General features: G+C 56.9%; 25 protein-coding genes and 1 tRNA gene. 8 read left to right on the plus strand and 18 right to left on the minus strand.

The genetic code is table 11. The annotated features are described in order from the left end of the window. Positions 1 to 92 precede the first annotated feature (92 nt). Positions 93 to 911 (plus strand): alpha/beta fold hydrolase, encoded by an 819-nt coding sequence (locus ACI2I1_RS00995; protein ID WP_404677549.1) that lies wholly within the window; start codon positions 93 to 95, stop codon positions 909 to 911. A gap of 139 nt (positions 912 to 1,050) precedes the next feature. Beyond that, positions 1,051 to 1,449 carry a PilZ domain-containing protein gene (locus ACI2I1_RS01000; RefSeq protein ID WP_221543109.1) on the plus strand — a complete coding sequence of 133 codons (399 nt, stop codon included), beginning with the start codon at positions 1,051 to 1,053 and terminating at the stop codon, positions 1,447 to 1,449. 18 nt (positions 1,450 to 1,467) lie between these two features. On the opposite strand, the gene ACI2I1_RS01005 is transcribed toward ACI2I1_RS01000, so the two are convergent. Continuing rightward, the gene (locus ACI2I1_RS01005; protein WP_404678308.1) at positions 1,468 to 2,976 is read right to left on the minus strand and encodes a Y-family DNA polymerase; all 1,509 of its coding nucleotides are present in this window, start codon (positions 2,974 to 2,976) and stop codon (positions 1,468 to 1,470) included. A 56-nt stretch (positions 2,977 to 3,032) separates the two neighbouring features. Then, on the minus strand, positions 3,033 to 3,929 hold the full coding sequence (locus tag ACI2I1_RS01010; protein WP_404677550.1) for an ImuA family protein: 897 nt from the start codon (positions 3,927 to 3,929) through the stop codon (positions 3,033 to 3,035). A 138-nt stretch (positions 3,930 to 4,067) separates the two neighbouring features. Between ACI2I1_RS01010 and ACI2I1_RS01015 the strand changes: the two genes are divergently transcribed. Continuing rightward, positions 4,068 to 4,553: a pyridoxamine 5'-phosphate oxidase family protein gene (locus ACI2I1_RS01015; protein ID WP_404677551.1), complete on the plus strand. Its 486-nt coding sequence runs from the start codon at positions 4,068 to 4,070 to the stop codon at positions 4,551 to 4,553. A gap of 47 nt (positions 4,554 to 4,600) precedes the next feature. Here the strand turns inward: ACI2I1_RS01015 and ACI2I1_RS01020 are convergent, their stop codons facing one another. Then, the gene (locus ACI2I1_RS01020) at positions 4,601 to 6,175 is read right to left on the minus strand and encodes an amino acid permease (protein ID WP_404677552.1); all 1,575 of its coding nucleotides are present in this window, start codon (positions 6,173 to 6,175) and stop codon (positions 4,601 to 4,603) included. A gap of 104 nt (positions 6,176 to 6,279) precedes the next feature. Further along, a complete protein-coding gene (locus ACI2I1_RS01025; protein WP_404677553.1) occupies positions 6,280 to 7,710 on the minus strand; it encodes a sodium-dependent transporter in 1,431 nt (476 codons plus the stop codon). Between the two features lie 130 nt (positions 7,711 to 7,840). Here ACI2I1_RS01025 and panB point away from each other — a divergent pair, with 130 nt between their 5' ends. Further along, complete coding sequence (gene panB / locus ACI2I1_RS01030) at positions 7,841 to 8,713, plus strand: 3-methyl-2-oxobutanoate hydroxymethyltransferase (RefSeq protein WP_404677554.1); 873 nt, start codon at positions 7,841 to 7,843, stop codon at positions 8,711 to 8,713. Positions 8,714 to 8,725: 12 nt separating this feature from the next. Continuing rightward, positions 8,726 to 9,793 carry a DUF475 domain-containing protein gene (locus tag ACI2I1_RS01035; protein ID WP_404677555.1) on the plus strand — a complete coding sequence of 356 codons (1,068 nt, stop codon included), beginning with the start codon at positions 8,726 to 8,728 and terminating at the stop codon, positions 9,791 to 9,793. On the opposite strand, the gene ACI2I1_RS01040 is transcribed toward ACI2I1_RS01035, so the two are convergent. From ACI2I1_RS01040 to ACI2I1_RS01060, 5 genes are all read right to left on the minus strand, one after another. Then, a complete protein-coding gene (locus ACI2I1_RS01040; RefSeq protein WP_404677556.1) occupies positions 9,744 to 10,727 on the minus strand; it encodes a bile acid:sodium symporter family protein in 984 nt (327 codons plus the stop codon). The two genes, ACI2I1_RS01035 and ACI2I1_RS01040, sit on opposite strands and share 50 nt — an antisense overlap. A 31-nt stretch (positions 10,728 to 10,758) precedes the next feature. After that, the gene (gene prsR / locus ACI2I1_RS01045) at positions 10,759 to 12,123 is read right to left on the minus strand and encodes a PEP-CTERM-box response regulator transcription factor (RefSeq protein WP_404677557.1); all 1,365 of its coding nucleotides are present in this window, start codon (positions 12,121 to 12,123) and stop codon (positions 10,759 to 10,761) included. Continuing rightward, positions 12,123 to 14,228 carry an XrtA/PEP-CTERM system histidine kinase PrsK gene (gene prsK, locus ACI2I1_RS01050; protein WP_404677558.1) on the minus strand — a complete coding sequence of 702 codons (2,106 nt, stop codon included), beginning with the start codon at positions 14,226 to 14,228 and terminating at the stop codon, positions 12,123 to 12,125. Before prsK ends, prsR begins: the two co-directional genes overlap by 1 nt. A 195-nt stretch (positions 14,229 to 14,423) precedes the next feature. Next, the gene (locus ACI2I1_RS01055; RefSeq protein WP_224811816.1) at positions 14,424 to 14,720 is read right to left on the minus strand and encodes a hypothetical protein; all 297 of its coding nucleotides are present in this window, start codon (positions 14,718 to 14,720) and stop codon (positions 14,424 to 14,426) included. A gap of 84 nt (positions 14,721 to 14,804) precedes the next feature. Next, on the minus strand, positions 14,805 to 16,187 hold the full coding sequence (locus ACI2I1_RS01060) for a short-chain fatty acyl-CoA regulator family protein (RefSeq protein WP_404677559.1): 1,383 nt from the start codon (positions 16,185 to 16,187) through the stop codon (positions 14,805 to 14,807). A 153-nt stretch (positions 16,188 to 16,340) separates the two neighbouring features. On the opposite strand from ACI2I1_RS01060, the gene ACI2I1_RS01065 reads away from it, so the two are divergent. Together ACI2I1_RS01065 and ACI2I1_RS01070 are read left to right on the plus strand one after the other, a co-directional pair. Beyond that, positions 16,341 to 17,939, plus strand: coding sequence for an isocitrate lyase (locus ACI2I1_RS01065; protein WP_404677560.1), 1,599 nt, complete (start codon positions 16,341 to 16,343; stop codon positions 17,937 to 17,939). A 22-nt stretch (positions 17,940 to 17,961) separates the two neighbouring features. After that, positions 17,962 to 18,144, plus strand: a complete 183-nt coding sequence (locus tag ACI2I1_RS01070) for a hypothetical protein (protein WP_006832439.1) — start codon at positions 17,962 to 17,964, stop codon at positions 18,142 to 18,144. Positions 18,145 to 18,237: 93 nt separating this feature from the next. Here ACI2I1_RS01070 and ACI2I1_RS01075 read toward each other — a convergent pair whose 3' ends face one another. From ACI2I1_RS01075 to efp, 6 genes are all read right to left on the minus strand, one after another. Beyond that, positions 18,238 to 19,575, minus strand: coding sequence for an amidohydrolase (locus tag ACI2I1_RS01075; RefSeq protein WP_221543095.1), 1,338 nt, complete (start codon positions 19,573 to 19,575; stop codon positions 18,238 to 18,240). Positions 19,576 to 19,699: 124 nt separating this feature from the next. Next, positions 19,700 to 21,499, minus strand: a complete 1,800-nt coding sequence (locus tag ACI2I1_RS01080; protein ID WP_224811820.1) for an SLC13 family permease — start codon at positions 21,497 to 21,499, stop codon at positions 19,700 to 19,702. 178 nt (positions 21,500 to 21,677) lie between these two features. Continuing rightward, positions 21,678 to 21,762, minus strand: a tRNA-Leu gene (locus tag ACI2I1_RS01085). Positions 21,763 to 21,803: 41 nt separating this feature from the next. After that, the gene (locus ACI2I1_RS01090; protein ID WP_404677561.1) at positions 21,804 to 22,625 is read right to left on the minus strand and encodes an inositol monophosphatase family protein; all 822 of its coding nucleotides are present in this window, start codon (positions 22,623 to 22,625) and stop codon (positions 21,804 to 21,806) included. Positions 22,626 to 22,634: 9 nt separating this feature from the next. Beyond that, the gene (locus ACI2I1_RS01095; protein WP_221543092.1) at positions 22,635 to 22,988 is read right to left on the minus strand and encodes a hypothetical protein; all 354 of its coding nucleotides are present in this window, start codon (positions 22,986 to 22,988) and stop codon (positions 22,635 to 22,637) included. A 23-nt stretch (positions 22,989 to 23,011) separates the two neighbouring features. Continuing rightward, complete coding sequence (gene efp, locus ACI2I1_RS01100) at positions 23,012 to 23,575, minus strand: elongation factor P (protein WP_221543209.1); 564 nt, start codon at positions 23,573 to 23,575, stop codon at positions 23,012 to 23,014. Positions 23,576 to 23,714: 139 nt separating this feature from the next. Here efp and ACI2I1_RS01105 point away from each other — a divergent pair, with 139 nt between their 5' ends. Further along, positions 23,715 to 24,077, plus strand: coding sequence for an elongation factor P (locus ACI2I1_RS01105; RefSeq protein WP_404677562.1), 363 nt, complete (start codon positions 23,715 to 23,717; stop codon positions 24,075 to 24,077). A gap of 5 nt (positions 24,078 to 24,082) precedes the next feature. Here ACI2I1_RS01105 and ACI2I1_RS01110 read toward each other — a convergent pair whose 3' ends face one another. Genes ACI2I1_RS01110 through thiE form a run of 3 tightly spaced genes read right to left on the minus strand, consistent with a single transcriptional unit; the run spans position 24,083 to position 26,724 of the window. Beyond that, positions 24,083 to 24,787 carry a M23 family metallopeptidase gene (locus tag ACI2I1_RS01110; RefSeq protein WP_404677563.1) on the minus strand — a complete coding sequence of 235 codons (705 nt, stop codon included), beginning with the start codon at positions 24,785 to 24,787 and terminating at the stop codon, positions 24,083 to 24,085. Positions 24,788 to 24,804: 17 nt separating this feature from the next. Next, positions 24,805 to 26,034 (minus strand): L,D-transpeptidase family protein, encoded by a 1,230-nt coding sequence (locus tag ACI2I1_RS01115; protein WP_404677564.1) that lies wholly within the window; start codon positions 26,032 to 26,034, stop codon positions 24,805 to 24,807. Between the two features lie 57 nt (positions 26,035 to 26,091). Continuing rightward, on the minus strand, positions 26,092 to 26,724 hold the full coding sequence (thiE, locus tag ACI2I1_RS01120) for a thiamine phosphate synthase (protein ID WP_404677565.1): 633 nt from the start codon (positions 26,722 to 26,724) through the stop codon (positions 26,092 to 26,094). Positions 26,725 to 26,779: the final 55 nt, after the last annotated feature.

Raw genomic sequence — 26,779 nt, forward strand, 5'->3', positions numbered from 1 at the left:
GCCCCTTCTCATTTCGCCGACTCCGCAGCGCATACGGAACTCACAGCCATCCCGATTTGTTTGAAAAGCAAACGAACGGAAGGGATGTGCTGATGGCAAATATTACTACCCGAGATGGCACGCATCTGCGTTACAAGGAATTGGGCGAAGGACGGCCTGTGATCCTCATTCATGGTTGGCCGCTTTCTGCGGACAGCTGGGATCCGATCATGATGAAACTGGCAGAAAACGGCTATCGCGCGATCGCATATGATCGTCGCGGTTTTGGCCATTCGGACCACGCTAAGTCAGGCTATGATTATGATACCTTTGCCGACGATCTGGCTGATGTGATGAAAGAAATCGGAGCGACCGATAACGTTGCTCTAGTCGGCTTTTCGATGGGTGGAGGAGAGATCGCTCGTTACATGTCGCGCCATGAAGGCCGAGGCGTAACGCAGACAGTGCTTGTGAGCTCTGTCGTGCCCTACATGTTGAAAACCGAAGACAATCCCAACGGCGTTCCTCAAAGCACTTTTGATGAAATGACAGAGGGCATGAAGAAAGATTTTCGAGCCTTTTTTACCGGTTTCTTCAAAGATTTTTACGGCAACGATGTAAGCGACGAAGAACGCCACTGGGCTTGGCAAACGACCATGCATGCAAGCCAATATGCTACGCTTCAGTCGGCCAATGCTTTCGCAACGACCGATTTTCGGGAAGAGCTTGCTAGCTTTCGCGTTCCAACGCTGGTCATACATGGCACCAAGGATGTGACCGTACCGATTGACGCCACTGGCCGTGCCGTAGCCGACCAAGTCAAAAGCGCATCGCTAATTGAGTATGAAGGTGAGCCACATGCCGTCTTCGCCACACAAACTGAGCGACTGAGTGACGACATCCTCCAGTTTCTCGGTCAAGCTAAGCACTGAACCTGGATCTCACCATACCAAATAAGGGGCGCTATTACGCGCCCCTTTTCCAATCATTTGTCACGGCAACTTGAGGCTCGTGATAACTCGAAATTAACCATTACCTTGTAAGAAGAGATGAATAAGAGAGGCTCGCCGAGTGGCACTTTTCCAGAAAAAATCCGGTGAGAAGACCGACGAGCGCAGAACGGTACAGCGCTATTCCGTAGATTGTAGTGCAAGGTTGAAGATGCCTGGCGGTAATCGGGATGGACGCTTGTCAGATCTTTCACAGTCCGGAGCTCGCTTCGAGACACCCAATCCGCCGCAAAAAGATGTTTCAGGCTTGCTGACATGGGGAGAGCACGAGTTCTTCGGTAAGATCGTATGGACTCGTGACAGCAGTTGCGGATTTCTTTTCGAGCGCCCCATACCTCCAGCGGTTGTCGAGGAAACCTGTGATGTGGTTGAAGTGGAATCCGGTCCGGTAGCGAAATTCGATAATATTCCCGTAGCCAAACGAGGACGCCGGGCTTCGCTAGTTTCGCGTGACAGCTGAGCTTGCGAAAGGCGATGCTCAGGCGAATAAGCCCTGCAGGTACCAGTCCGGCATATCGCCGCGCCCATCTCCTATAATGCCGAGGCGATAGATCCAGTAGCGCCTTCCCCGCTGGTCCTCGATCTGGTAATAATCGCGTAACCGTGTGCTGCCCCGCTCGCGCCACCATTCGGGAGCAATACGCTCCGGACCCTCAACACGTTTGATATCATGCACCTCGCCGCGCCAGCGAAATCGCTTCGGATAGCCGTCGGGGGTCGCATAGAGCACGGCAATACGCTCGGCTTTGTCGAGCAGTTTCAAAGGACGTTTATGGAAAGCTAGCTGCCCCTGACTAGTAGGTTCCGGTTCTAGTGGCGATTGGCCGCGCTGCGCACGTTCGGGAATATGGCTGGGAAAGGGCACGAGCCGCGTGATGGCACCCGGGCCAAGACGTACCGCAAGCCGATCGACCAAGGTGGACAGCGCAATGCCGTGATTTTGCGAAGCCGTCTCGATATCGCTTTGATCCAACGCCAGCTTTTCGGTCCAAATGGCTCGCAGTCGCAACATTTCGATTCCGAATCCGGCATCCACATCGTCAAGCTTTCTGGCAAAAAGGCGCACAATATGGGCCGCCTCCCGTGTGGCTGCAGCAAGCTCGATGTGGCGCGTCACCACCTCTCCGTCAACGCGCCATAAGCCGAGTTCAAGTCCCCGGGCGCCCTCCCCTCTGCCCTCCAGTTCGCGTGCCATGTCACCAGCCAAATCCCTGACCACCTGATCAAGCAGCTGACGGTGACGGATAGGCTCAAGCAGGCGGCGCTGCACCATGGGTACTTTTTGGGGAATGACCGGCAATAAAGGCTCCGGTATCCGGCCAAGCAACTGGTCAAGCCGGGTGAGCGGATTGGCTGAGGGAGATTTGCGGTTGCGAAACCGTCGATTGATCGCATCGCTGTCAATCCTGGAAAGTTCGCCCAATTTCTTGAGCCCAAGCCGGCGAAGAACGGTAACGATATCCTGATCCAACCTTAGCGCTTCTACAGGAAGTTCGCCCAGCCTTGCTTTCATATCCTCATGTTGTTGCAAGATCGTGGCAGATGCAGCGTGGTGAGCCAGCGCCCAGGCTGCGCCGGCAGTCGGAGCTATGGCGCAGCGCATATCAACCTCGCGCTGTGTGAAGGCGGCGGCCACATCGACAAGTAATTTGTCTTCGCCTCCGAAAAGATGCGCCACTGCAGTAACATCGACCAGCAGGCCATCGGTTCCATCTATTGCCGACCACGGCCCCCAACGCCGCGCCCAGACGGCTAGCTTTTCCAGGAAAACAAGATCGCCCGCCGGGTCGGCAACTGCCGTTATGATTTCAGGACAAAGCGTACGCGCATCGGCAAGCATCATGCCCGGCCTTGCCCCCGCAGCAGCGCCTGGGCGGTTGGTGGCAGCGATCCGTGGACCGTGCGCTGTATCAGCGGTCAGAACAAAGGGCTTTTCTTCGAATTTCCGCCTCTCGACCGCGCCCAGCCGCCAACGATCCATGGCCATGGCAGGTAGCCAGATAGAGAGGATGCGGCGTGGCCCATTCACGGCAAATCACCAAACTAGCGCCGATTGCCTTGGACCTGTCGAAAGTGAAGCTGCTCCGAAAGCGCAGTGTTCGCACTCTCAACTGCAGTCTCTTTCGGCCTAAAAGACAGCCTTTCGACAACATTGGTATGCGCTGAATATGGCTGCATATGCCGAGCGACTGAAAATGTCTTGTCACTCTGCCGCGAAGAATCATTCGGTAGGTCGCGACGAGCCTCCAGTAGCGTTCCGATCTCTTCGAAAATCCATTCACCGGGCGGATGCGCACGAGCGCGAAACAGTTCCCCGCGCCACGACGGATCGCCAGGGGCCTGCGCGTTCCATCTGGGCTCAGCGGACGGAGCAGCAGTCACTTCCCATCGCATTCGAGCCGAGGACAGTTCACGCTCCGCATCTATCCTCAGCAGGAATAGAGGCACTTCGTATTTTTGCGCAGTCAGCGTCAAACGTCGTGAAGCAGTGAAGTCCAGCCCCTTCGGATTGCCTGCAATTTCTCCTATAACGAAGCACAGTTCGCGACAGCGCAGCCCTTCCTCCAGTGCGAAAAGCGCATCTTCAGGTCTGTCGGTGAGAACGTGAACTACACGCGACTGCAAATCTGGCGGCAATCCTGGCCGGTACGGCTTACCACCCAGTCGCGCCGCCTCACGGGTTTGAACCCACAATACATTTCGCTGATCTTGCACCGCTTTGTCATCATTGCATAAGGCGCTACGCCAGTCATCTAGCGCCAGCGCCAATGCGGCCCCGATGCCGGTTGCCTCTCTCGAAGAAGTGAAAACTTCGCTGTGCAACGCCTTGCCTTGCACAGCAGCCAATCCAGGGCGCCAGCGCTCACTATGCCAGACAGGCAGTGTGGCGACATCATCTGAAACCGTCGCAGGTAAAGGTGAAATGGCTGTTTGGGTCATCAGGGAATCGACTCTGTGTTCCTATTATGTTCCAAAAGCCATCCATTAGCAATTCCTGCTCCATCTTTTCCCTCATCTGTCTCGGGACCAAACCTGCCGTTCGCTCATTGACCAGATGAACCAATCTCGGAGACCACAATGAAACACGCCGAAGGCAATCCCGACGAACTGAAGACCAAATTCTGGAAGGCGCTGGCCGACAGCCCGTTCCTTTTCCTGCAGCTAGACAACGACAGCTCCAGCGCAGTCCCGATGAGCCCGCAACTCGACAAGGATGCCAACAGCTCGATCTGGTTTTTCACGCACACAAAAAGCGACTTTTGCAAACTCGGCCCTGTGACTGCGACATTCGCCGGCAAGGGCCACGAGATGTTCGCCCGCTTCAACGGAAACCTGATAAAAGAAACCAGTCAGGAGCGCTTCGATCAATTCTGGAACAATTTCGTTGAAGCCTGGTACGACGGTGGCAAGAACGACCCTGACATTTTCTTCATGCGCATGGATCTAGGCGATGCCGAAATCTGGAGCGGCGATCTGGGACTCCTCAACACGGCAAAGATGGCCTTGGGGATGAGTGTCCACGAAGAGGCTGAAGAAAAGCACGTCAAATCAGCTGACCTTTGACAAGATCAAAGAAAGGGCCGCCTCGATAGGGCGGCCCTTTTCGATTCTTACCGATCCGAATGGATCGGAACAGCGGTTTCTTCCCCAAGCACATCATCGACTACTTCAACGATGCCCTGTCCCAAGCGGCTATGGCTTCTACTATAGCCGAAATAAACCAGCAGACCGATCAAACTCCAGACAGGCAATACCAGCATTGCCGCACTTGGCAGATTGAGAAACAAAAAAGCACAACCGAAAATAGTTGCCGGGCCTACCACCCACAAAATAGGCGTTCGGAAATCTCGCTTCCGTTCTGGCGCAGTCCGCCGCAGCACCATGACCGCCACTGCCACCATCAAGAACGCATAGAGCGTTCCCGCATTGGCAATGTCGGCCAATTGTCCAACAGGAAAGAATGCGGCCCCGATGGCGACGATCACCCCGGTAATGGCAGTTACGACATAGGGCGTCTTCCACCGAGGATGCACTTTCGAAAGACCATCCGGCAGCAAGCCATCGCGGCTCATCACGAAAAATATTCTGGTCTGAGCAAAAAGCAGGACAAGAATGACCGATGGCAAGGCGAGAAAAGCAGCCACGCCAAGAACATTCCCAATCCCTGAAAATCCGATCTGACGCAGCACATGCGCCAAGGCTTCATTGGAGCAGACCAACGCCTCGACGTGCTCCGGAAGAGCGCATTGCCGGGCTAACTCCTCGGAACCTGCAGGAAAGGGAATATTGCCGGGCCCCATGATAGGCTGCCCACCGATAGTCCCGATCGCTCCCGCCGCCACGAGTATATAAAATACAGTGCAGAATATGAGAGAGCCGACCAGACCTATTGGAACATTGCGCTGCGGGTTCTTGGTTTCTTCAGCAGCTGTAGATACGGCATCGAACCCCACATAGGCGAAGAAGATAGTCGCGGCAGCACCTACAGCACCTACCCCAGAGCCGAACCCGCCGAACAGACCGGCCGGAAGAAACGGATTGAATTTGTCCGGATCGAAATAGGCACTGGTCAGAGTAAGTCCGATAAATGCCGTCAGCGCTGTCACTTTGATAGCGACGAGGAAGGCATTGACCTTGGCGCTCTCGCTCGTGCCAATCATCAACAACCATGTGATCAGCAAGGCGATGACCATAGCAGGTAGATTGATCAATCCGCCTGCCTCGCCACCCAAAACGAGTGGGCCTGCAGATAACCAGCGCGGCAATTCAATGCCGAGAAATTCATTCAGAATGGTGCCGCTGAAATAGCCGGACCATCCCACCGAAACTGCCGACGCGGCAATTGCGTATTCGAGGATAAGCGCCCAGCCTACGGTCCAAGCGACCAATTCCCCGACGGTGGCATAACTATAAGTGTAAGCCGAACCGGCTACCGGGATCATTGAAGCGATCTCGGCGTAACAGAGCGCCGCTACCACGCAGACGGCCCCCGCGATGACAAATGCCAGCATTAGGCCCGGACCTGCCTTTTGAGCGCCCGCAGCCGTCAAAACGAAAATTCCGGTACCGATGATACAACCGATGCCAAACAGCATTAATTGCAGCGCGCCCAATGAACGGTGCAACGACTTCCTTTGCGCCGCAGCCAGAATGGCATCGAGCGGCTTCACCCTGTCGAAGATCATATACGGCCAGAGGCCTCCACCGGCCCGCCGCGAGACAACCCCGCTCCGCCAACCGGAAGCTCATCATTTACGCGCGAACTTCCGGACGGAAAAGAGGATTTTGCTCAGCCTCCCAAGATGCTCGGAAAAAGGCCCGTCACGAGAATGATCGTCACTGCAAGCGGACACAGCCAAGCGATCAGAAACCGCCACACTCCAAAGGCAATCGGCGAAAGGCCCGTGGTCGTGCGAAGCAGATTGCCGTCTGCTTTCCACCCGATGAAGAGTGACGTAAGCAGCGCTCCGAGCGGCAACATGATTTTTCCGGTAAACCCATCGATGGTGTCGAGAATGTCCGTCTCTGCAAAAAGCGACCAGAATCCGAGCGGCCTTACATCCGAAAGAACGTTGTAACCTAGCAGGCAGAAAATGCCGATCAGGAAGGCCCCAACCCCAAAGACCAAAGCGGATTTAGGACGGCTCCAGCCCAGTTCACCGATCCCCCAAGCCGTGGGCACTTCCAACAGCGAGATCGAACTGGTGATTGCAGCTACGAGGATGAGCAAGAAGAAAAGAAAGCCGAACAACGCGCCCCCAGGCATAGTCTGGAATGCGAAGGGCAGCGTCTGGAACACCAGCGTCGGCCCCGCTGCGGGATCGAGGCCCACAGCAAACACGATCGGGAAGATCATAAGGCCCGCCAGCAACGCGACACTGGTATCCGCGATGGCAATCATAGCAGCTGTTGCGCCCAGATTGCTTTTCTCCTTGATGTAGGAGCCGTAGGTAATGAGGCCTGCAACGCCGAGCGACAGAGAAAAAAGAGCTTGGCCGAGCGCAGAATTCATAACTTCAGGTGTAAGCTTTGACCAGTCGGGGGTGAACAGGAAAGCGGCCGCTTCACCGATGTCCCCTTCTATTGCCCCATAAAGGACCAGTCCGATGAGCAGAACGAAAAACGCAGGCATAAGGTAAGTCGCCGCCTTTTCGATGCCGGAACTTACTCCTCGCGCCACAATATAAAGCGTAAGCCCCATGAAACCCAAGTGCATGACGAGCAGGAGCGGCCACGAAGCGAACATATCCCCCAGCCTCTGCTGGATCTGAGCTTCATTCTCGCCTGCAAGTGCGCCACGGAAAAAATCGCCTGAGGCAATCGCCTGCACCAAATCCCATCCCATCACTCCCGCGTAGTAGAGGACCCAGCCAGCCACGACCGAATAGAAGGACACGATCAGAAAGGCGGCAACCGCGCCGATACCACCGAAGATGGACCAGCTTGGCGATGCTTTTGATGCCTGAGCCACTTTACGGATAGAGCCGACAGCATCGGTCTGACCGACGCGGCCGATGAAGACCTCGGAAAGAACCAGAGGAAGGCCGAGCAGGAAAACGCAGGCGATGTAGAATATGACGAACGCACCGCCCCCGCTCTCACCTGCGAGTGTCGGAAAACGCCAGATATTTCCAAGACCGACCGCAGCGCCGACCGCAGCAAGAATGAAAGCAGAGCGTGAGGACCAACCCTCACCCGTAGTTTTTCCGGCAGCGACCATTCTCGACTAATTCCCTCTCCATCAGGCAGTGCCTCCCGCACCGCTCACATGCGCGGGCTTTAAGCACGTAATCCCGCCCCTGTCCAAGCCTCGCTTCCAACTGTCGACAACGCTTGCTAGGGCGTGCCATATGTCAACGACCTTCCAGCTCGACACCAGCACAAGCCGCGCCAATCCCACACCGCAGCCCATGAAGCGGCTGACAGTACCAAAGATTCGTGCCCGAAAGAGCGATGGCGATAGCCGCGAACCTCTTGTCATGCTCACCGCATATACAGCGAGACAGGCACAACTGCTCGACGCACATTGTGATATGTTGCTGGTAGGTGATTCCCTGGGGCAGGTGATATATGGGCTACCTTCAACCGTGCCTGTGACCATGGATATGATGGTCAATCACGCTGCGGCTGTGGTGCGCGGGAGTTACCATGCAGTGGTAGTCGTCGATATGCCCTTCGGTTCTTACGAAGGCTCGAAAGAGAAAGCTTTCGACAGCGCAGCTCGTCTGTTGAAGGAAAGCGGCGCTGCAGCGGTTAAGCTAGAGGGCGGCGAGCAGATGGCCGAGACCGTCGCATTCCTCAATCAAAGAGGCATACCAGTCATGGGACACGTCGGCCTGACACCTCAGGCAGTGAATGTCCTTGGTGGTTACATGGCTCGTGGCCGTGATGAGGCGGAAGCTCAAAAGATCATCGGCGATGCGAAGGCGCTGGATGAAGCGGGGGCGTTCGCGATCGTTCTGGAAGGGGTGCTTGAACCAATCGCAGTAGAGGCGACGAAAGCTGTCGCTTGTCCGACAATCGGCATCGGCGCCTCCGCGCAGTGCGACGGACAGGTCCTCGTGACCGAGGACATGCTCGGAATGTTCGATCGCGTGCCCCGGTTCGTCAAGAAATACGAAAATATAGCCGACGTAATTGAAAAGACGGTGGCGCAATACGCCGAAGAAGTGCGTGGACGCGCTTTCCCGTCATCTGACCAGACTTACCAGCCGAAGGGCTGAGGAATCCCTCACATGAAAACAATCCGTGAATATTACACCTTTTCCTTTGTGTTCACCGCGATCTGCTTCGCGCTGGCTGCGTGGTACGGTTGGTCTAGCACCGGCTCACTCACTGCCACGCTCGGGATTTTGTGGATTGTGCTTGTTCTTTCCATCCTCGAAGTCTCACTAAGCTTCGATAATGCTGTAGTGAATGCGACCGTGCTGCGAGACATGGATCCGGTCTGGCAAAAACGTTTTCTTACAATTGGCATCCTGATTGCGGTATTCGGAATGAGGATTGTATTCCCGATCGCTATTGTTGCTATCGCAGCCCAAGTCGGGCCGCTAGAAGCGATCGACCTGTCTCTGAACAATCCCGCTGAGTACGAAAGAATTGTGTCCGATGCTCACGTTGGCATCGCCGGATTCGGCGGCGCATTTCTCGCGATGGTTGGTCTGACTTTCTTTTTCGACAATGAAAAGGAAGTACACTGGATCCGTATCGTTGAGCAAACGATCAACAAGTTCTCAAATGTTCCCGCCGTCGAAATCGGCTTGGTCCTGCTGCTGGTCTATTTTGTATCGACTCTCCTACCCGCAGCTGACGATGTGACATTCCTCACTGCGGCAATTCTTGGTTTAGTGACGTTCATAGCAGTCCATGCGATAGCAGCGATAATCGAGGAGCGAGAGGCCAGGAAGAAGGCTGTTGGAGAGATCGTTAAATCTGGCCTGGGCGGTTTTCTCTATCTTGAGGTGCTTGATGCGAGCTTTAGCTTCGATGGCGTAATCGGCGCATTTGCTCTCTCCAACAATATGATAATCATCGCTTTGGGATTGTCGGTCGGGGCCATGTTCGTGCGCTCCATGACCATCCACCTCGTGAAAACGGGAACTCTCGCCCAGTATCGCTACCTCGAGCACGGCGCATTCTGGGCGATCATCGTACTGGGCATGATCATGTTACTGTCGGCGCGCTATCACATTCCTGAGACGGTCACCGGCCTATTGGGAGCGGTTTTGATTGGTCTCAGCTTCCTGTGGTCGGTCAGATATAATCGCCGCTATCCGGACGAGGCAACGACTTCAGCCGACTAGCAAGCGGAGCTGCGAGTACGAGTTGGAAGAGGTGATAGAGCAATAGCGGGAGGACGATGAATCCTGCCGTCGATGGCTTAAAAAGAATGGTTGCCAACGGGGCACCGATGGCGGCGGATTTTTGTCCACCTGCGAAAAGAAACGAAATACTATCTTTTACCTGCAGGCCGAGGCTTCGTGCAGCGAGCCATGCACCCAAATGCGCAACAAGGATTAGCGCCAGAACCATGCCTATCGTCCAGAGCCAGCCTTGCGGGTCAATACGCGTCCAGATGCCTTGCACGACCGCACCGGAAAACGCCACATAAACAGCCAGCGCGATCACACCGCGGTCGAGCCAAATAATCTTCGCTTTGTGGGTCGCGATGAACGCGTCTGTACGATTTTGCACGATCTGGCCGATGGCGAAAGGGACGATAAGGATCAGCATAATCTTGATGATGGCATCGCTTCCGATTGCACCTTCGCCCGTGCCACCCAGAGCGACGAAGAGGGGAACGCTGATAAAAACTCCGAGGATGCTCAAGATTGCCGCAGCAATGACAGAGAGCGCCACATTTCCCTCAGCAAGCGAACTGTAGGATGTGGACGACTGTACCGTTGTCGGAAGGACACCTAGGTAGAGAAAGCCGATTGCTACCAAGGGTGGAACGCTTGACGGGGCTGCTATGGAAAAGCCTAGCCCAAGGAGTGCCATGGCCCCGAAACTCCAAAGCACTAGCGGGCCAAGAAACCTAAAATTGGCTGCCCCAGCCAGAACTTCGCTGCGGGTGATCCGCATCCCATTAAGCAGGAAAAGAAGGAATATGCCGCCGTTTGCGGACCACTGCACAAATTCCCGCGCGTGCCCGGCAGCCGGCACTAAAGCGGCCAGCGCGACCGCGGCCGCTAACATACGAAGCATCGGATCGGATATGAGTGTGCGCAGCGCCATGGTTAGCGCCTAGCCGCGATCCTTTATCCTGTCAGTCCTGCAAATCGTACTGTTTCAACAAGTCGTAGAGAGTTGGCCTGCTTATACCCAATAGCTTGGCCGTCATGGATATATTGCCTTGGCTACGAGCCATCGCTTGGCGGATCATCCGCCGATCAGCCGCCTCTCGTGCGTGCTTGAGATTCAGAGCAAGACTTTCATTCTCGCTTTCCTCTGCAAGATCCAGATCTCCTGCGCCAACGAGTTTACTCTCAGCCATAATGACAGCACGCTTCACTCTGTTTTCCAGCTCGCGCACATTGCCTGGCCACTGCCAATTATCGATTGCTGCCAGCGCGTCGGGAGCAAAACCTTTTACTTGCGGATTCATATCCCGTGCGAAGCGGGTAAGAAAATGTTTCGCCAAAAGAATGCTATCACCCGGGCGTTCTGCCAAAGAAGGCACTCTGATCACCACCTCAGCCAACCGGTAAAACAGGTCCTCGCGGAAAGCCCCTACACCAATCATTTCTTCCAGATTTTGGTGGGTCGCGCAGACTATCCGGGTGTTGACCGCGATCTCTTTGCGGCCGCCAATCCGCTCTATGACCCTTTCTTGGAGAAACCTCAGCAATTTCACTTGAAGCGTCAGTGGAATGTCACCGACTTCGTCTAGGAAGAGAGTGCCGCCGTTGGCCATCTCAATTTTGCCCTCGGTGGTCTTTACCGCGCCTGTAAATGCCCCCTTCTCATGGCCGAAAAGTTCGCTTTCAAGCAGGTTTTCAGGAATTGCAGCGCAGTTGATTGCAATGAACGCACCGCTTCGGCGGTCGCTCGCCTCATGCAATCCTCTGGCGAGCAATTCCTTTCCTGTGCCGCTTGCTCCTAGCAGCATGACTGAGATGTTGGTCGAAGCCACTCGTTCAATCGTACGAGCGACCTTGGCCATTTCGGGTGCCGCGGTAATCATATTACCGAGAACCGTCTTTTCTTCGCCAACCTTTGCGGAAAGGCGCCGGTTCTCTTTCTCGATCTGGCCGAGCTTCACCGCCCGACCGACAATCAAACCTAGTTTCTCAATGTCCACGGGCTTCTGATAGAAATCGTAGGCTCCCCGCTCGATTGCCTGCAACGCACTTTCACGCGCACCGTGGCCAGAAGCGACTACCACCTTTGTATCGGGCTTCATCGCCATAATCGCATCAAGAACAGCTAGGCCCTCGCTCGTCCCGTCCGGATCAGGTGGCAGGCCGAGATCCAGCGTAACAACGGCAGGCTCTTCGCTACGCAGAGCAGCCAGCGCCTGATCCCTATTACCGGCTATAATTACCTCGTAATCGTCATAGGCCCATTTCAGCTGAGCCTGGAGGCCTTCATCATCTTCAACGATGAGGAGTCTCGGCTTGCCTCCTGCCATCACGCGGCCTCCTTTCGCTTCATGGTCGTTGTACTTAAAAGAGTGTGTGCAGATACGAGCGGCAGGCTGATGGTGAACCGTGTGCCGAGGCCTTCCCGCGATTCAACATCGAGTCGCCCACCCATGGAACGGATCATTTCGCGAGCCTCGTAAGCACCGATGCCAAAGCCTCCCTCCTTGGAGGATACGAACGGCGTAAAAAGTCCATTGCGCACGAAGCTTGGGCTCATACCCTCCCCGCTATCGGCCACCTGAACTACACCGAATAGACCATCACTGAAAATCTCCAACGTTACAGCACATTCTGGATCGCTGGCATCGATGGCGTTCTGGATGATATGGGCCAAAGCCTGCTCAAAACTCTCGGGACGTCCGCTCACCTGCACGGCTTCCGATCGCAGCAAGGAGACATTGTGAAGGTTCGAATAGCGTTCAACTAACGCACCGGCATGACCTGTGATATCAAAGGCACGAATTTTTTCCTGTCCGCCGGTACCGTAACGCCCAAGACGTGCAAGCATGGTATTCAGCTTGTCAGCGCTGTTGCGCAGAGTAACAAGCATATCCTTCCGAAATTCCGGCTTGTCAGCATGTTTCTCCGCATTTCGCAGCAGGAGGGACATCTGGCTCGACAAATTCTTTATGTCATGCATGACGAACGCCATTCGCCGATTGAATTCATCGAATCTGTTCGCTTCCGACAATGCTTCTTGGCCCGCTTGCTCGGAGAGATAGCTCGCCAATTGCTGCCCTACCACGCCAAGCAAGTCGAAATCTTCCCAGTCAAGCTTTCGGTCGACCAAGGGACGCGAAAGGACCACGGCCCCGACGAGACGCTCAAAATGCAGGAGCGGGACAACGGCCCAAATCTTGAGATCATCTAGCATCCACCCGGGAAGATAAGGGAGCTCTCCGTGATGCTGAATACCTTCACGAATCTCATCGAGATCGAGAATTAAACCGGTTTGCTCAAAAATCCGCGCAAGCTCGGGGGAAATTGGTTTGGGTGGAATATCCAGATCACCCCATCGCCAATGCCCCCCATTCTGCAAGCAGCCGTCATCGTTACTCAAAAGCAAAACGCCGGAAGGACTTTCCGTAATTTCGGCAAGTGCTTTCACTGCCCGTTCTTGCAGAGGCCTCTCGCCGGGCGTTGCGCGGCCGATCGTGTGGGTAAAACGAATCCATTCGCTGCGATAATCGTAGCGATATTTGAAAAGATGCTTGAGCGCAGTGACTTTTACCCAGCCGCGCAGTTTCTCGGACGGCAGCCAGATAAGTGCCAAAGCGCCTGCGGCAACAAGTAAGCCAAGCTTCGTTAAATTTCGGCCGTTGCCCTCGAGAAGATTTAGCCAGCTCGCAAGAAGGAGCATGACCCCTAAATAAAAACCGATCGCAACCAAGGAGAGAAAGCGGAAGGTAGCAGTGCGAGATGGACTGAAAGTCAGCCCTACATCTTTCCGACTGTACCCAGCAACGAGAAGCAGGGCGACAAATGCAACTGCTATACCGCGGACCGCCATGAGTTCGGGAGGAAAAGAACCGCTGAGCCAAGCCAAATTATGCAAATTCAGGGTGAAGATCCAGAATCCCGCCATTGCTGCCGCATTCCAGCGCAAGGCCTGGCGTGATTGCGGCGATGCACCGACGCAGAGATTATGCACCAAGACCAAGGCGCCCACGGCAGTCAGCATTCGAAGCAATGCCGGCGTCTCCGAAGAGATCGGCGCCATCCCCGAAACAGCCGCGATATGATAATCGAGCGAAACGAAGATTACCTGTAAAATCTCGGAGAATGCGAGCGCCACGGCGACTGGCCGAACCATGTGGACACTTTCATCGCGTCCATCAATTCTGAAATGCTGCAGAAGCGTGAAAATCCACGCCAGATTGACGCCAATTTCCGCAATCTTTGTTACGGGATGGTACGGATCCACGCTGGCAGAAGCGGCGCACCAGATCGCCGTCAAAACAAGCGCGATAACTGCAGAAAACCTATCGGATCGTCTGGGCTGGCCAAACCGGGCAATCCAGACCGCACAGATTCCGGCCGTTAGTGACCCCACGCAGTAAGAAAAAAAGGATATATACCCCAGCCAATCCATCAGGAAAGAGCTTTCGGCTCAATCATTTTGGCTACGGACATTTGACCGGCATATCCCATTTGTCTTTCTCAACGACAGAACGGGTTATGGCTGATAAATTCTGAATTGTCGGTAAACTTTACACTTTGTTCTAAGTAAAAAGTGACGCCCAACTGCGCAGGCGTCACATCTCCTCAATTCGCTGGAGTGAATGTTTTAGTTTTCAACTGCGTCCTGCACAGCATTACCGGCGTTTTGTGCGGCATCTCCGACCTGTCCTGCTGCCTCGCCGACCTGATCTGCCGCACCTGCGACAGCGTTATCCTTGGCAACTTCAGCCCCACTCATCTGCGAAAAAATAAGCACTGCTGCAATTGCGACTACTGCAAGGATGATCAGCAAACCCCAGGAAGTCCCGCTGCTTTTGCGGCCTTCCCCATCGGTCACGACCGTGTGTGTAGTATGAGTATTGCCGGCTCTGTCAGTCGTCTCAGTAATCCGTTCTTCAGTCATTGCATTGCCTTCCTCGAATCTGAATTATGACGAAAACGCGGCAATCGTTCAGCCGGTTCCGGACAAAGAGGGTTAACGCGATTATCAGCGCTCACCGAATTCGAACGGCGTGGTGCCTCGCCGCATCCGGTCGAAGTGCAGCTTGCGCCCCCGAGGCGGCAACGATCGCTGGGGACAGCCCAGTCGATAGCATCGCGCGCAACCTGGCCCTATCGGCTGGGCATCGGCGGAGCGCAGCGAAAGGCCTCTGGCCTGCGCCAATTCGGTTGCAAGAACGGCCTCGACGCCCACGGCCACGACGAAGCGCGCCTGGCCAGGAGCCCCGCTCCCCTCCACACTGCGCATCATAGTAAGCCAGCCGCCTTGGCCTTCTACCGTATCATCAAGGCTGACATACTGGGTAAGCAATTCGCCGCCACGCTCGAATGCGCGGTGGGCATCCCATAATGGACAAGATACTTCCTCTGCGGCAAAGCGAGCGGTGCTGGCCCCCATGAAGCTCTTGGAAAACTGCCCTGCCCGGTCCAGCCGGATCATGAAGAACGGCAATCCTCTCTGTCCCACTCGCTGCAACGTTGTGAGACGGTGGGCCAGTTGCTCGAAGCTAACTGAAAACCGACGCTCAATCACGGGAAGGTCGTATCCCGTTCCCTCGCAGGCGCGCAGGAAGCGACCGTAGGGCATTAACAAGGCAGCCGCGAAGTAACCGTCGAGGTGTCGTTTAAAAAAGGCACGAGCAGCTTCGTTCTCGAATGAAGCCCCTTGAGCCACGGAGACGATTTCGTCCTGTTTTTCCAATTGTGCGATTTTAAGAGCCAACTGAAAGTTACGTGAAGCCGGCCCCAGCATCTCCGAAAGCTGTACCTGCCGGGCATGTAGATCGAGACGGCTGAGGCTTTCAGGCAGAACTTCGCGTGGAAGAATACGGACCGACAACTGATGCCGCTCGCGCAGGCGCTCCGTAAGCGCAAGACCGATATCGCCTCGCGACAGCCGCATTTCATCGGCTAAGCCCTCTGCAGCGTGATCGAGATCCGCGAAGTGGTTGCGCCACCTTTCGATCTCGCGGCGCGAAGCGTCCAGCGGGTCGTCGGGCGTGTCCGCTGCCGGTCCCGCCTTATCATAAAGCCGCGCAAAGGCCGCCGCGACCTGTGGGGAGGCGGACAGAAACTCGTCCAGTTCCTCGCGGTCGATGTGGAGATCGGCGAAGCGTTCGTCGGCGAACCGCCTGGCAAGGCCTTCGAGCCCGCCAATAGCCTCGTCCTCGCGCATCGAGCGCGGGTCGAAATCGAACTGCTCGACGAGAGCCATGACGACGCGCGCGCTTATGGGGCGCTGGTTGCGCTCGATCAGATTAAGATAGCTGGCGGAGATGGACAGACGCGCGGCCATTGCCGCCTGAGTCAGATTATCTCGTTTTCGCAGCCGCTTGATGGCGGGGCCGGCGCGCACGGCATCATCAGCCATTTGTAAATTCCTTTACATATTTACAGGTCAAATAGACGGAAAGCGCATTATCTCACAAGATATTTTGTAAATTTCTCTGCACAAACCTCCTGGCTAGGTCCATTACCGCTGCAACAGCCCGCACCATCCGGGCCTTACGGACAGGAGATGACCATGACCTACCAGAGCCACATTGCGAAGATGAACGAGACCATCGCCCAGAATGGCGACAGCTGGGCTGCCATCGATGCTGCCAGCGCAGCGCGGATGGCTGTCCAGAACCGTTTCCCCACTGGCCTCGATATCGCGCGCTACACGGCGAAAATCATGCGTGAGGACATGGAGGCTTATGACGCCGATCCGGCGAACTACACCCAGTCGCTCGGCTGCTGGCACGGCTTTATCGCTCAGCAGAAGATGATATCGATCAAGAAGCATTTCGGCAGTACCAAGCGCCGCTATCTCTATCTTTCGGGTTGGATGGTTGCCGCGTTGCGCAGCGAATTCGGGCCCCTGCCCGATCAGTCGATGCACGAGAAGACCAGCGTTCCCGCATTGATCGAAGAACTCTATACCTTCTTGAAGCAAGCCGACGCACGTGAGCTGGGCGGACTGTTCCGCGAACTTGATGACGCCAAGGAAAAGGGCGATGCGGTTGCGACCCATCGCCTGCTCAAGGAGATCGACGAGCACCAGACCCATGTTGTGCCGGTCATCGCCGATATCGATGCGGGGTTCGGAAATGCCGAGGCAACCTATTTGCTCGCCAAAAAAATGATCGAGGCTGGCGCCTGCGCGCTGCAGATTGAAAACCAGGTCTCGGACGAGAAGCAGTGTGGCCATCAGGATGGTAAGGTTACCGTCCCGCATGAAGACTTCCTGCAGAAGATCCGCGCGATCCGCTATGCCTTTCTTGAACTTGGCGTGCCCGATGGCATCATTGTGGCCCGCACCGACAGCCTCGGCGCTGGTCTGACCAAGCAGATCGCCTTCTCGAACGAGCCGGGCGACCTGGGCGACCAGTACAATGCCTTCCTCGATTGCGACGAGGTCGATCCGGCAAACGTGACGAACGGCCAAGTCTTCATCAGCCGCGACGGCAAGCTACTGGCGCCCAAGCGCCTGCCCAGCAATCTCTACCAGTTCCGCGCCGGAACGGGCGAGGACCGCTGCGTGCTCGACTGCATCACTGCGCTCCAAAACGGCGCAGACCTGCTGTGGATCGAGACCGAGAAGCCGCACATCGGCCAGATCGGCGGCATGGTGAACCGCATCCGCGAAGTGATCCCCAATGCCAAGCTGGTCTACAACAACTCGCCCAGCTTCAACTGGACTCTCAATTTCCGCCAGCAAGTGTTCGATGCCTGGGAAGCAGAAGGCAAGGACGTGTCGGGCTTCGACCGCGCGAAGCTGATGAGCGTGGATTACGACGGTACCGAGCTGGCTCAGGAAGCGGACGAGCGGATCCGCACCTTTCAGAAGGATGCAGCGCGGGAAGCTGGCATTTTCCACCATCTGATCACCCTGCCGACCTACCACACGGCGGCGCTGAGCACGGACAATCTCGCGAAGGAATACTTCGGTGATGCGGGCATGCTTGGCTACGTCAAGAATGTGCAGCGTGAAGAAATCCGCCAGGGTATCGCGTGCGTCAAGCACCAGAACATGGCTGGCAGCGATATCGGCGATGACCATAAGGAATACTTTGCCGGCGAAGCGGCCCTCAAGGCCGGCGGCAAGGACAATACAATGAATCAGTTCGCTGCAGCCTAACGGAGAGAAGAGGATGACTACGATGACCGAAGACACCCCAAAGACTGAGCCCGGCCGTGCACGCGCCCTGTTCTCGACCGCCGACTTCCGCCTGCTGCGCACCGCTCTGACCAGCTACGCCCGCCAGACCGAAGACCGCGAGGAGCTGGCGAAAATCAACGCCTTGCATCACCGCCTCGGCACCTACGTCCCCTCGGACGGCTGATTTAACGAAAGCCCAGAACAAGTTCTCCTGGGGAGGAGAAGCGGCCGCCGGAGCTACCCCCAAACGCTCCGGCGGCCGTCATTTTCGCAAGTCTTAGCCGCCCTGTGCCGGCATCAGGTCGAGTGCAGCGCTAGCGAGAGCCTCGGCGCCGGTGCGCACCACGGATTCCGCATCGGGAGCCCAGAATGGCGAATGCAACGACGGCAAGGCCTGCCCGTCATCCTTCAGGGCAGTCAGCATTTCAGCCGGCGTACCGCTGATCCAGAAGATCATGCTTTTCACATCTTCCGGGGCAGCACGCCGGAATTGACTGAAGTCCTCGCCGCCCATGACGGCTGGTGTCGAAACGACCGCTTCTTCACCGAACCTTTCGCGGAAACTTGCCGCCATTCGTTCGGTGAAATCAGGATCATTGAAGGTCGAGGGCGTATAGGGATCTTCTACCGTGACCACGGGGTAAAGTTCTTCCGGCAGCCCTGCAGTTATCGCCTCACCTCTGGCGACGCGGCGGATCCCGTCCAGCAGCAGCTTCCGGCTCTCGTCCGAATAGCTGCGCACGGTAAGCTGAAGTTTGGCTTCGTCCGAGATGATGTTGTGCTTCGCGCCCGAATGGAAGCTACCGACGGTGATGACGGCGGGGTCCAATGGCGATGAATTGCGGCTTACCACCGTTTGCAGCTTCATCACGATTGCGCTTGCGAGTACGATAGGATCGCGGGTCGTGTGAGGATAGGCGCCATGACCACCAACGCCCTTCACGTGAATGTCGACGCTATCGACATTCGCCAACGCATAGCCGGAGGTGTAGCCGATCGTCCCTGCCGGAAGAGGAGCGGCTGCGTCGTGAAAGGCAAGCGCATAATCGGGTTTGGGAAAACGGGTGTAGAGCCCGTCTTCAAGCATGGCTAGCGCGCCTAGTCCAAGTTCCTCTGCAGGCTGGAGTACCATGACCAGCGTACCCTGCCAGTCGTCCTTGCGTTCGGCCAGAAGCTGGGCCGCTCCGATGAAGCCCGCCATATGCGTATCATGGCCGCAGGCATGCATAACGCCGGTCGTGACACCGCTTGCCGGAGTGGCGGTGACCGTACTCGCATAGGGCAGCCCGGTTTGCTCGACCACCGGCAGTCCGTCCATATCGGCGCGCAAAAGGACGGTCGGGCCGTCTCCGTTCTTCATGACCGAAACGACGCCAGTCTGCCCCACACCCTCGGTAACCTCGAAGCCGAGAGCACGCATCCGTTTGGCGAGCTTCGCCGCAGTCTCATGCTCTTCGAAACTCAGCTCCGGATTGGCATGGAGATCGCGGTATAGCTCCATCAATTCCGGCATGTCGTCATTCAGAGAGGCGCGGAGGTCCTGCGCGGCGGCAGGAGAAGTGACAGCAATCGTGGCACAGGCGGCCGCGAGCAATGAGGTACGTAAATAGGACATGCCCTGGGAAACTCCTACAGGATGGAACACATGGAGCACGGTCCTGAAGAAGGAATCGTCCCGCCCAAAACCGCCACCTCTCGATCCCGAAGACTGGCAGAGCCAAAGCGATTAGGAAAGCGCGCTAGAGGCTGTAACTCAGGACCAGACCGATTGAGAGCGCTGCCACCATAATTATTACGAGCGGCACCCCGGTCTTAACGTAATCCCCGAACTGATAGCTTCCTTCCGCCATGATCAGCATGTTCGTCTGATAGGCAATCGGAGTGGCGTAGGAGAGATTGCAGCCGAACAGGACGGCCAGCACCAGCGGTTCGGCCGGGAGGCCCAGCTGCGAAGCAATGGCAAAGGCGATCGGCGTCCCCACCGTTGCAGCCGTGGCATTGGAGGCAAAATTGGTTAGGAAAGTGACGAAGATCATGATGGCTGCAAGCACGAAGGCGGGCTGCAGATACTGAAGGCCATAGGACAAGGCTTCTCCCAGCCAAGCTGCCGCGCCACTCTCATCGATTATGCGGCCGATGGCGATACTGGCGGCTACCAGCACGATGACCTGCGCGGAAAGCGCGCGCCCGACCCGGTCGAACTTCACGCAGCCGGTCACGAACATCAGAATTGCCCCGCCCAGCGCGGCGATAGCGATGGGCAGAAAACCGAAGGACGCAAGAGCGACCGAACCGGCCATAATACCCGCCGCAAGCCAGGCCTTGGAGCGCCGCGGCAATTCACGCTTACCCTCGAGCTGCAGCAAGCTGTCGCCATTGGCAAAGGCTTCTAAATCTTGCTGAAGCCCCATCACCAACAGGACATCGCCCTCGCGGATGCGCATGTCCCCGACGTCGCTGAATTCATCCTTCTGGCCGATCAGCGTATCGGGCCGATGAATGCCGACCACCGCGACCCCATAAAGATCGGCAATGCCCGATGTGGGAAGCGTGCGACCGGAGAGACGGCTATCCGCCGTCACCGTCATCTCGACGACTTGAATATCGTCGCCAGTTTCACCGTGCTGCCGCTGGATACGCTCCAGCACCCAGCCGGGCGCAGCTTCACCGCGCAAGACGTCGATGGCTTCTTCAATGGCGACATGGGTGCCCGAGACCCGCAGCCTTTGCCCCGGTCGGAAAAGCCCGGGCTTCAAATCGTGAAATTCGATACCTGCCGGAAGGCGCGACGTGATTTGCGAAAGCTCTCGTCCGTTCAGGAGGCTGTCTTCAGTGACGCGGAGGCGCGTGTGGAACCGCCGCTGCTCCAGCGTCTGTTCGACACGATTATCTCCCAACATTCGGGGCATGACCAGCCACAAATACGGCAGCGCCACCACCGCCGCTCCCAAGACGATCGGGGTGTAATGGAAGACGCTCATCATCGGCATCCCCAGGTCCACGGCGATCGAGACGACCAGAATATTGGTGGAGGTCCCGATGGTCGTGGCCAGTCCGCCGATCAGCGACGCGGCATTGAGAGGCATAAGGGTTTTCGAAGCCGGCATGGCTCCGCGCGCCGCAAGCGTAACGAAGATGGGGATCAACAGCACCAGCACAGGCGTATTGTTGACGAACATCGAAAGAAAGAAGGCGAGAAATAGGGACAGCAGCAGCCCGGCGTGCACGTTGAACTTGAACACTCGTTCCAAAAAGCGAGCGGCCGGATCGAGTGCGCCGGTCACGATCAGCCCTCGGCCCAAGATCATCAGGGCGCAGATCGTGATTAGCGCGTAATGGCCGAAACCGCCGAAAGCGATGGCAAGACCATCCGTGGGCGATTGTCCATCAAGCGGGAAAAAGTACAGTCCGACCGCGATAACGGCGATTGTCAGCAGCGAGATAATCTCGATCGACATGCGTCCGCGAGCAAAGGCGATGAACATCGCGACAGTCACGCCCATTGCGGCCAGAGCGTGGTATGATGGCATTCCGATCATTCGATATCCGAAGTCCCAAACCGCCGAAGCGAATGCAAGCAAATGTTTACTTTAATCAGGCTCGAATCCAACGCCGTGTCATTGCGGGAGGCGTGAGACCCTCATTATAATTGTCTAGCACAAGATGGGATTCGCCGCGCGCCGCTGTCCGGCGAGCGAGATGACCTTCGGAAGATCGTGGTACCCCCGGCCGGACTCGAACCGGCACTTCGTAAGAAACTCGATTTTGAGTCGAGCGCGTCTACCAATTCCGCCACGGAGGCACGTGTTGGAGCGCGGGGATTAGCCGCGCTCCGGAGCGGCATCAAGCCTTCAAAGCATTGACGAGCATTTTATGCAGTTTCGAGTGCAGCTGGTCATTGGCTGCCAGAACCTGCTTCGAATGGATCGGTTGCGAGCGCCCGCGGTAATCGGAGACGAAACCACCCGCTTCCCTTACGATGAGGCACCCTGCCGCGGTGTCCCAATCATTCAGCCCGCTTTCCCAAAAACCGTCATAGCGCCCGGCAGCGAGCCATGCGAGATCGAGCGAGGCGGCACCGAAGCGGCGAATACCGGCTACGTTCGGACCGATCGCATTGAAAATCTTCGACCATTCTCCGAAGTCACCGTGCCCCGCAAAGGGAATGCCGGTTGCGATAAGGGCTTCCGATGGATGTCGGCGCGACGAAACGCGAAGACGAGCGTCGTGCAACCAGGCGCCGCGACTCTTTTCCGCCCAAAAGGTCTCGTCGGTCACGGGGTTGTAAACCACTGCAGCGGTCACATCGCCCCAATCGTCGCTACCCAGCTTGCGTTCCTGAACCGCGATGCTGATCGCGAAATGCGGAATGCCGTGCAGGAAGTTGCTCGTCCCATCAAGCGGATCGACGATCCAGCGGGGCATGCCGTCCGCCCCCTCGATTGTTCCTGCCTCTTCCATTTCGAAGCCCCAGTCAGGGCGCGCCTGAATCAGTTCGTCATAGATTGCGCGTTCAGCACGCATGTCGGCCTTCGACACGAAGTCTGCAGGACCCTTGCGGCTTACCTGGAGATGTTCGATTTCACCGAAGTCGCGGCGCAGACGGGCACCCGCCTTGCGCGCGGCTTTCTCCATCACGCGGATCAGTCCGGAAATTGCGGCCATTTTTATCTCTTATTCGGTGAGGACGCGGATCGAGCGTGCCTGGAGATGGATGTCGCCCCACTCGCAGGCCATGTCGAATTTCGTGCCCTCGATATGAAAGGTCTCGATAGCAAACCGGCGCTGCATGCCGTCGCCCGCACTGGTCCGGCGATCAAGCTGGAGCTTACTGATCCCGGCGAATTTGAGAAGGCCAGGATGGAAACAGCACTCCTCCCCCTCGCCCGGTTCTTCGTAGTCGGGATGCGCCGGGTCAAGGCAGAAATCCATCTCCAACGTCAACTCGTCATCATTGATGATGACAGCGCGCAGGGTGCTTTTCTCGATATCGATATTGTCGAACCGACTTGCGATCGATTTGCCCATGGGAGCGACTCCTTGCCTGACCCTCAGTTCGCCTTGCCTACGTAGCTCTGCTCGTAAACGTCGACGATGATCCGGGTTCCGCTTTCAATATGCGGCGGGACCATGATGCGTACGCCGTTATCGAGGACGGCGGGCTTATAGCTGGAAGAAGCTGTCTGCCCCTTGACCACGGCATCGGCCTCGACGATTTCGGCTTCGACCTGCTGCGGCAGCTCGACCGAAATCGGCTTTTCTTCCCACAGTTCCAGCTTCACCTGCATACCGTCCTGCAGGAACGGGCGAGCATCGCCAAGCAGATCCGAAGGCAGATTGATCTGCTCGTATGTGCTCTGATCCATGAAGACGAGCATATCGCCATCTTCATAAAGGAACTGGTACTCAGCGGTGTCGAGACGCACTTTCTCGACCGTATCTGCGCTGCGGAAGCGCACATTGGTCTTGCGGCCATCCTGCAGGTTCTTCATTTCGACCTGCATATAGGCGCCGCCCTTGCCGGGCTGGGTGTGCTGAATCTTGGCGACCTTCCAGATGCCGCCTTCGTATTCGATGATGTTGCCCGGACGGATGTCCACGCCGCTGATCTTCATGAGAAATGCCTCGATGTGAAAGAGCGCTGCCGCTTCGACGGTCAGCCATGTGGTGCGCGCCTTACAGCCTGGTGACACGCTCGGCAAGGCGGTGGAAATTTTGCCTTCTTGTTCCTATGTCGCTCACGGAGGCCATGAGATGAAAAAACTGTCCATCGCTTTGATGACCGTCGCGGCTCTGACCGCTTCGCCGACGCTAGCGCAGGGGCGCCTGGGGTTATTGCCGCAGGGCGATTATGTCTGTGCGCTGCCCGGTTCAGCCGACGGCTCCGCCTGGAATGAGGTCGAGCACGCGAATTTCTCGATCACTGGCGCATCAAGCTACAAGGCGCGTCACGGCGCTGGCACCTACCTTCTCGAAGGCCGCAGGCTCACGTTCACACGCGGCCCGATGAAGGGCATGAGGATGATGCGTATCTCCAGCGGCATGCTGCAGGAAGTAAACAAGGCGGGCAAACTCGGCCGCATGCGGTGTCATCGCGCGGGCCCGCTCACGCGGTAGAGCAATCAATTGCTTCGACTCAGCAAGGGATAAGGGTTGACGGCGTTGGCCGGTTCCCACCACGCAGCATCCTTGGTAGTTTGCAAGATCGCAAAATGAAGATGCGGCGCATCTGCCGAAGCGTTCCCGCTCGAACCTACCTCGCCCAGACGCTGGCCCCGGCGCACCTTCTGCCCCTCCTTCAATCCCTCGGCATACTTGTCGAGGTGAGCGTAATAATGGATTGTGCGCCCGTCATTCGAGCGGACGTAAATCGTCAGACCTCCGGCATCGGACTCAAACAATTTCTCCACCACGCCAGGCGCGGCGGCGACAACGCTGGTACCCGTAGGTGCCATGATGTCGATCGCCTCGTGCAGCCGCTCACCGCCGCCCCGCGAGTCGGTGAAAGTGTCCGATAATTCTGACGGGCGGACATTCAGGACCGGGATCATCAATTCGCGAGCCGCGCGCTCGTCCACCGGCTGAGCGAAATCGGTGTTAAGCGGCGCGGCGTTGCGGGCCTGTTCGGAAACCGGGGTCTGCGTGCCTTCTTCCGCCGCACCGCTGCTCGTGGGGGACGGACTTGGAGCAGCGTCGGCCGGACGCGTCGTTTCGAGTTGCCCCTCTCCCGTTGCGTTTTCAATCAGACTGCCGCCCGCCACGATCCAGATCGCGCTGGTAATCGTGGCGGTGACAACGATGGTCAGAAGGCGGTCGATTATGTTCATGAGCCCTCCCTAGCTGCTCATGCCTCGAAAATCACCTGCGTCGATTGCGACACCATCCCTGCGAGCCTTGCGGCATCCCAGTTGGTTAGCCGAACACAACCGCTCGACTGCGCACGGCCGATGGTTTCGGGGTCGGGCGTACCGTGAATACCGTAATGCTCCTTCGAGAGGTCGATCCAGACGACACCGACAGGGCTATTGGGGCCTGGCGGCAGCTTGAAGGTTTTGCCATCTTCCTTGCCGCCCGAAAGCACTTCGGGATCATAGCTGTAGGGAGGGTTATAGGCTTCCCCGACGATATCCCACTCTCCGATGGGTAGCGGGAATTGGCTTGAGCCCGAACTGACGGTGAAGAGAGCCACCAGCTTTTCGCCCTTGTAAGCTTTCAGCGTTTTGCCTGCCTTGCTCACAACGATTTTATCGACCTCGGGCTGATCCGTGCCAACGCCCAGGCTGGCAAGCGTCTGTTGCCAGTTGCGATCTTCAATCTGTCCCTTTTCGATCCGATCGTTTCCGATATTGGGCACGCGGATCTGCTGTCCGGCCGTGAAAAAGTCGGTCTTTTCGGCTGAAGAAGAAGAGGTGGAATTTTTCGAAGTCGGCGATGAGCCCTCGGATGCCGACGCCCCGCTCATCCCGGCGGGCTTGCCACCGGGATTGAGCATCTTGAGCACGTCTACAGTCGTATGAAAACGTTCCGCCAGTCTTTCATCGAGGGATTTATAGCCCATCCGATCAAGCTTGGATTTGCCTTCCGGATCCTCCGGTATGTCGACATATTCGGTTTGGCCCCAACTCTCGGGAATGGTGACGACGCGGGTCGCTGGGATGGAGTCCCAGTCGGATAGCGCCGTTTTTGTCGCCTCATCAAGCTGTCCGGTCACCTCTAGGTCGTTGGCCTCCTGGAAGCCGTTGAGCGCGTTTTCAGTGCTCATGCCCATTTTGCCGTCGATTACGCCCGGGCCGAAGCCAACACGGTCGAGGACGACCTGCGCCTGCATGATCGGCCGTTCCTCGCTGTCGGGAATGTCCTGATCTTCCGAAGCGACAGAGTCGCCCATGCCGTAAGCATCGTCGTTCGAGGCCATGCTGTCAGCGAGGTTGTTTTCGTCATAGGTCTCGTAGCCATAGTCTTGACTTGGCTGCGTCTGGGCGGTGGCCTGAGTATCGGTGTCCTCGTCTGCGCCGTTTGATCCGCAGGCGACGAGCGCGAGCGACGATACAGCGACGAAAAGCAAATTACGCATGGAGTCCTCTCCTGAAGGGTTCGGGGAGGCGACCCGCCCCGTTTCAGAAGACACAACTCACTTCCCCGAGATTTGCTCCTTGAAGGCTTTTACCGCAGCAACTTCGTCTCCCGACCACACTGCTCCGGACACGGCTAGGAAGTCTGCGCCAGCATCGACCAGCGGCCTGCAGTTCGACGGGGTGATACCGCCTATGGCCACGCATGGTATCTCGACCATCGCGCTCCACCATTCAAGCAGGTCGAGATCTGCCCGATGCTCAGTTTGCTTGGTCGCGCTGTCGAAGAAAGCGCCGAATGCCACATAGTCTGCCCCTGCCTCGCCGGCTTCGATGGCCAAGTGGCGGGAGGCGTGACAGGTGACACCGATCTGTGCATCCTTGCCGAGTTCTTCCCGTGCCTCCGTCAGATCGCCATCGCTCTGTCCCAGATGCACTCCGTCCGCGCCGAGACGCTTAGCGAGCGGTATCGAATCATTGACGATGAATGCGACCTCGCGGTCGGCGCATATTTGCTGAAGGGGCTCGGCCGACGCCGCAGCCTCGTGCTGATCCATTCCCTTTACCCTGAACTGGAAGGCGGTGATCAATCCTTCTCCTTCATCAAGGGCGCGTTCGAGACGTTCGGGAAAGCCCCCCGAGACATCCAACGGAGAGATAAGATAAAGCTGTGTCGAAATTTTCTGTGTCATCGCGCCGCCTCGTACCCTCCGATGACGACTTCGTCGACATTCAGATTTGCGCAAT

The sequence above is a fragment of the Qipengyuania sp. NPDC077563 genome (genome assembly GCF_044901345.1).
Lineage (GTDB): Bacteria > Pseudomonadota > Alphaproteobacteria > Sphingomonadales > Sphingomonadaceae > Qipengyuania > Qipengyuania aestuarii.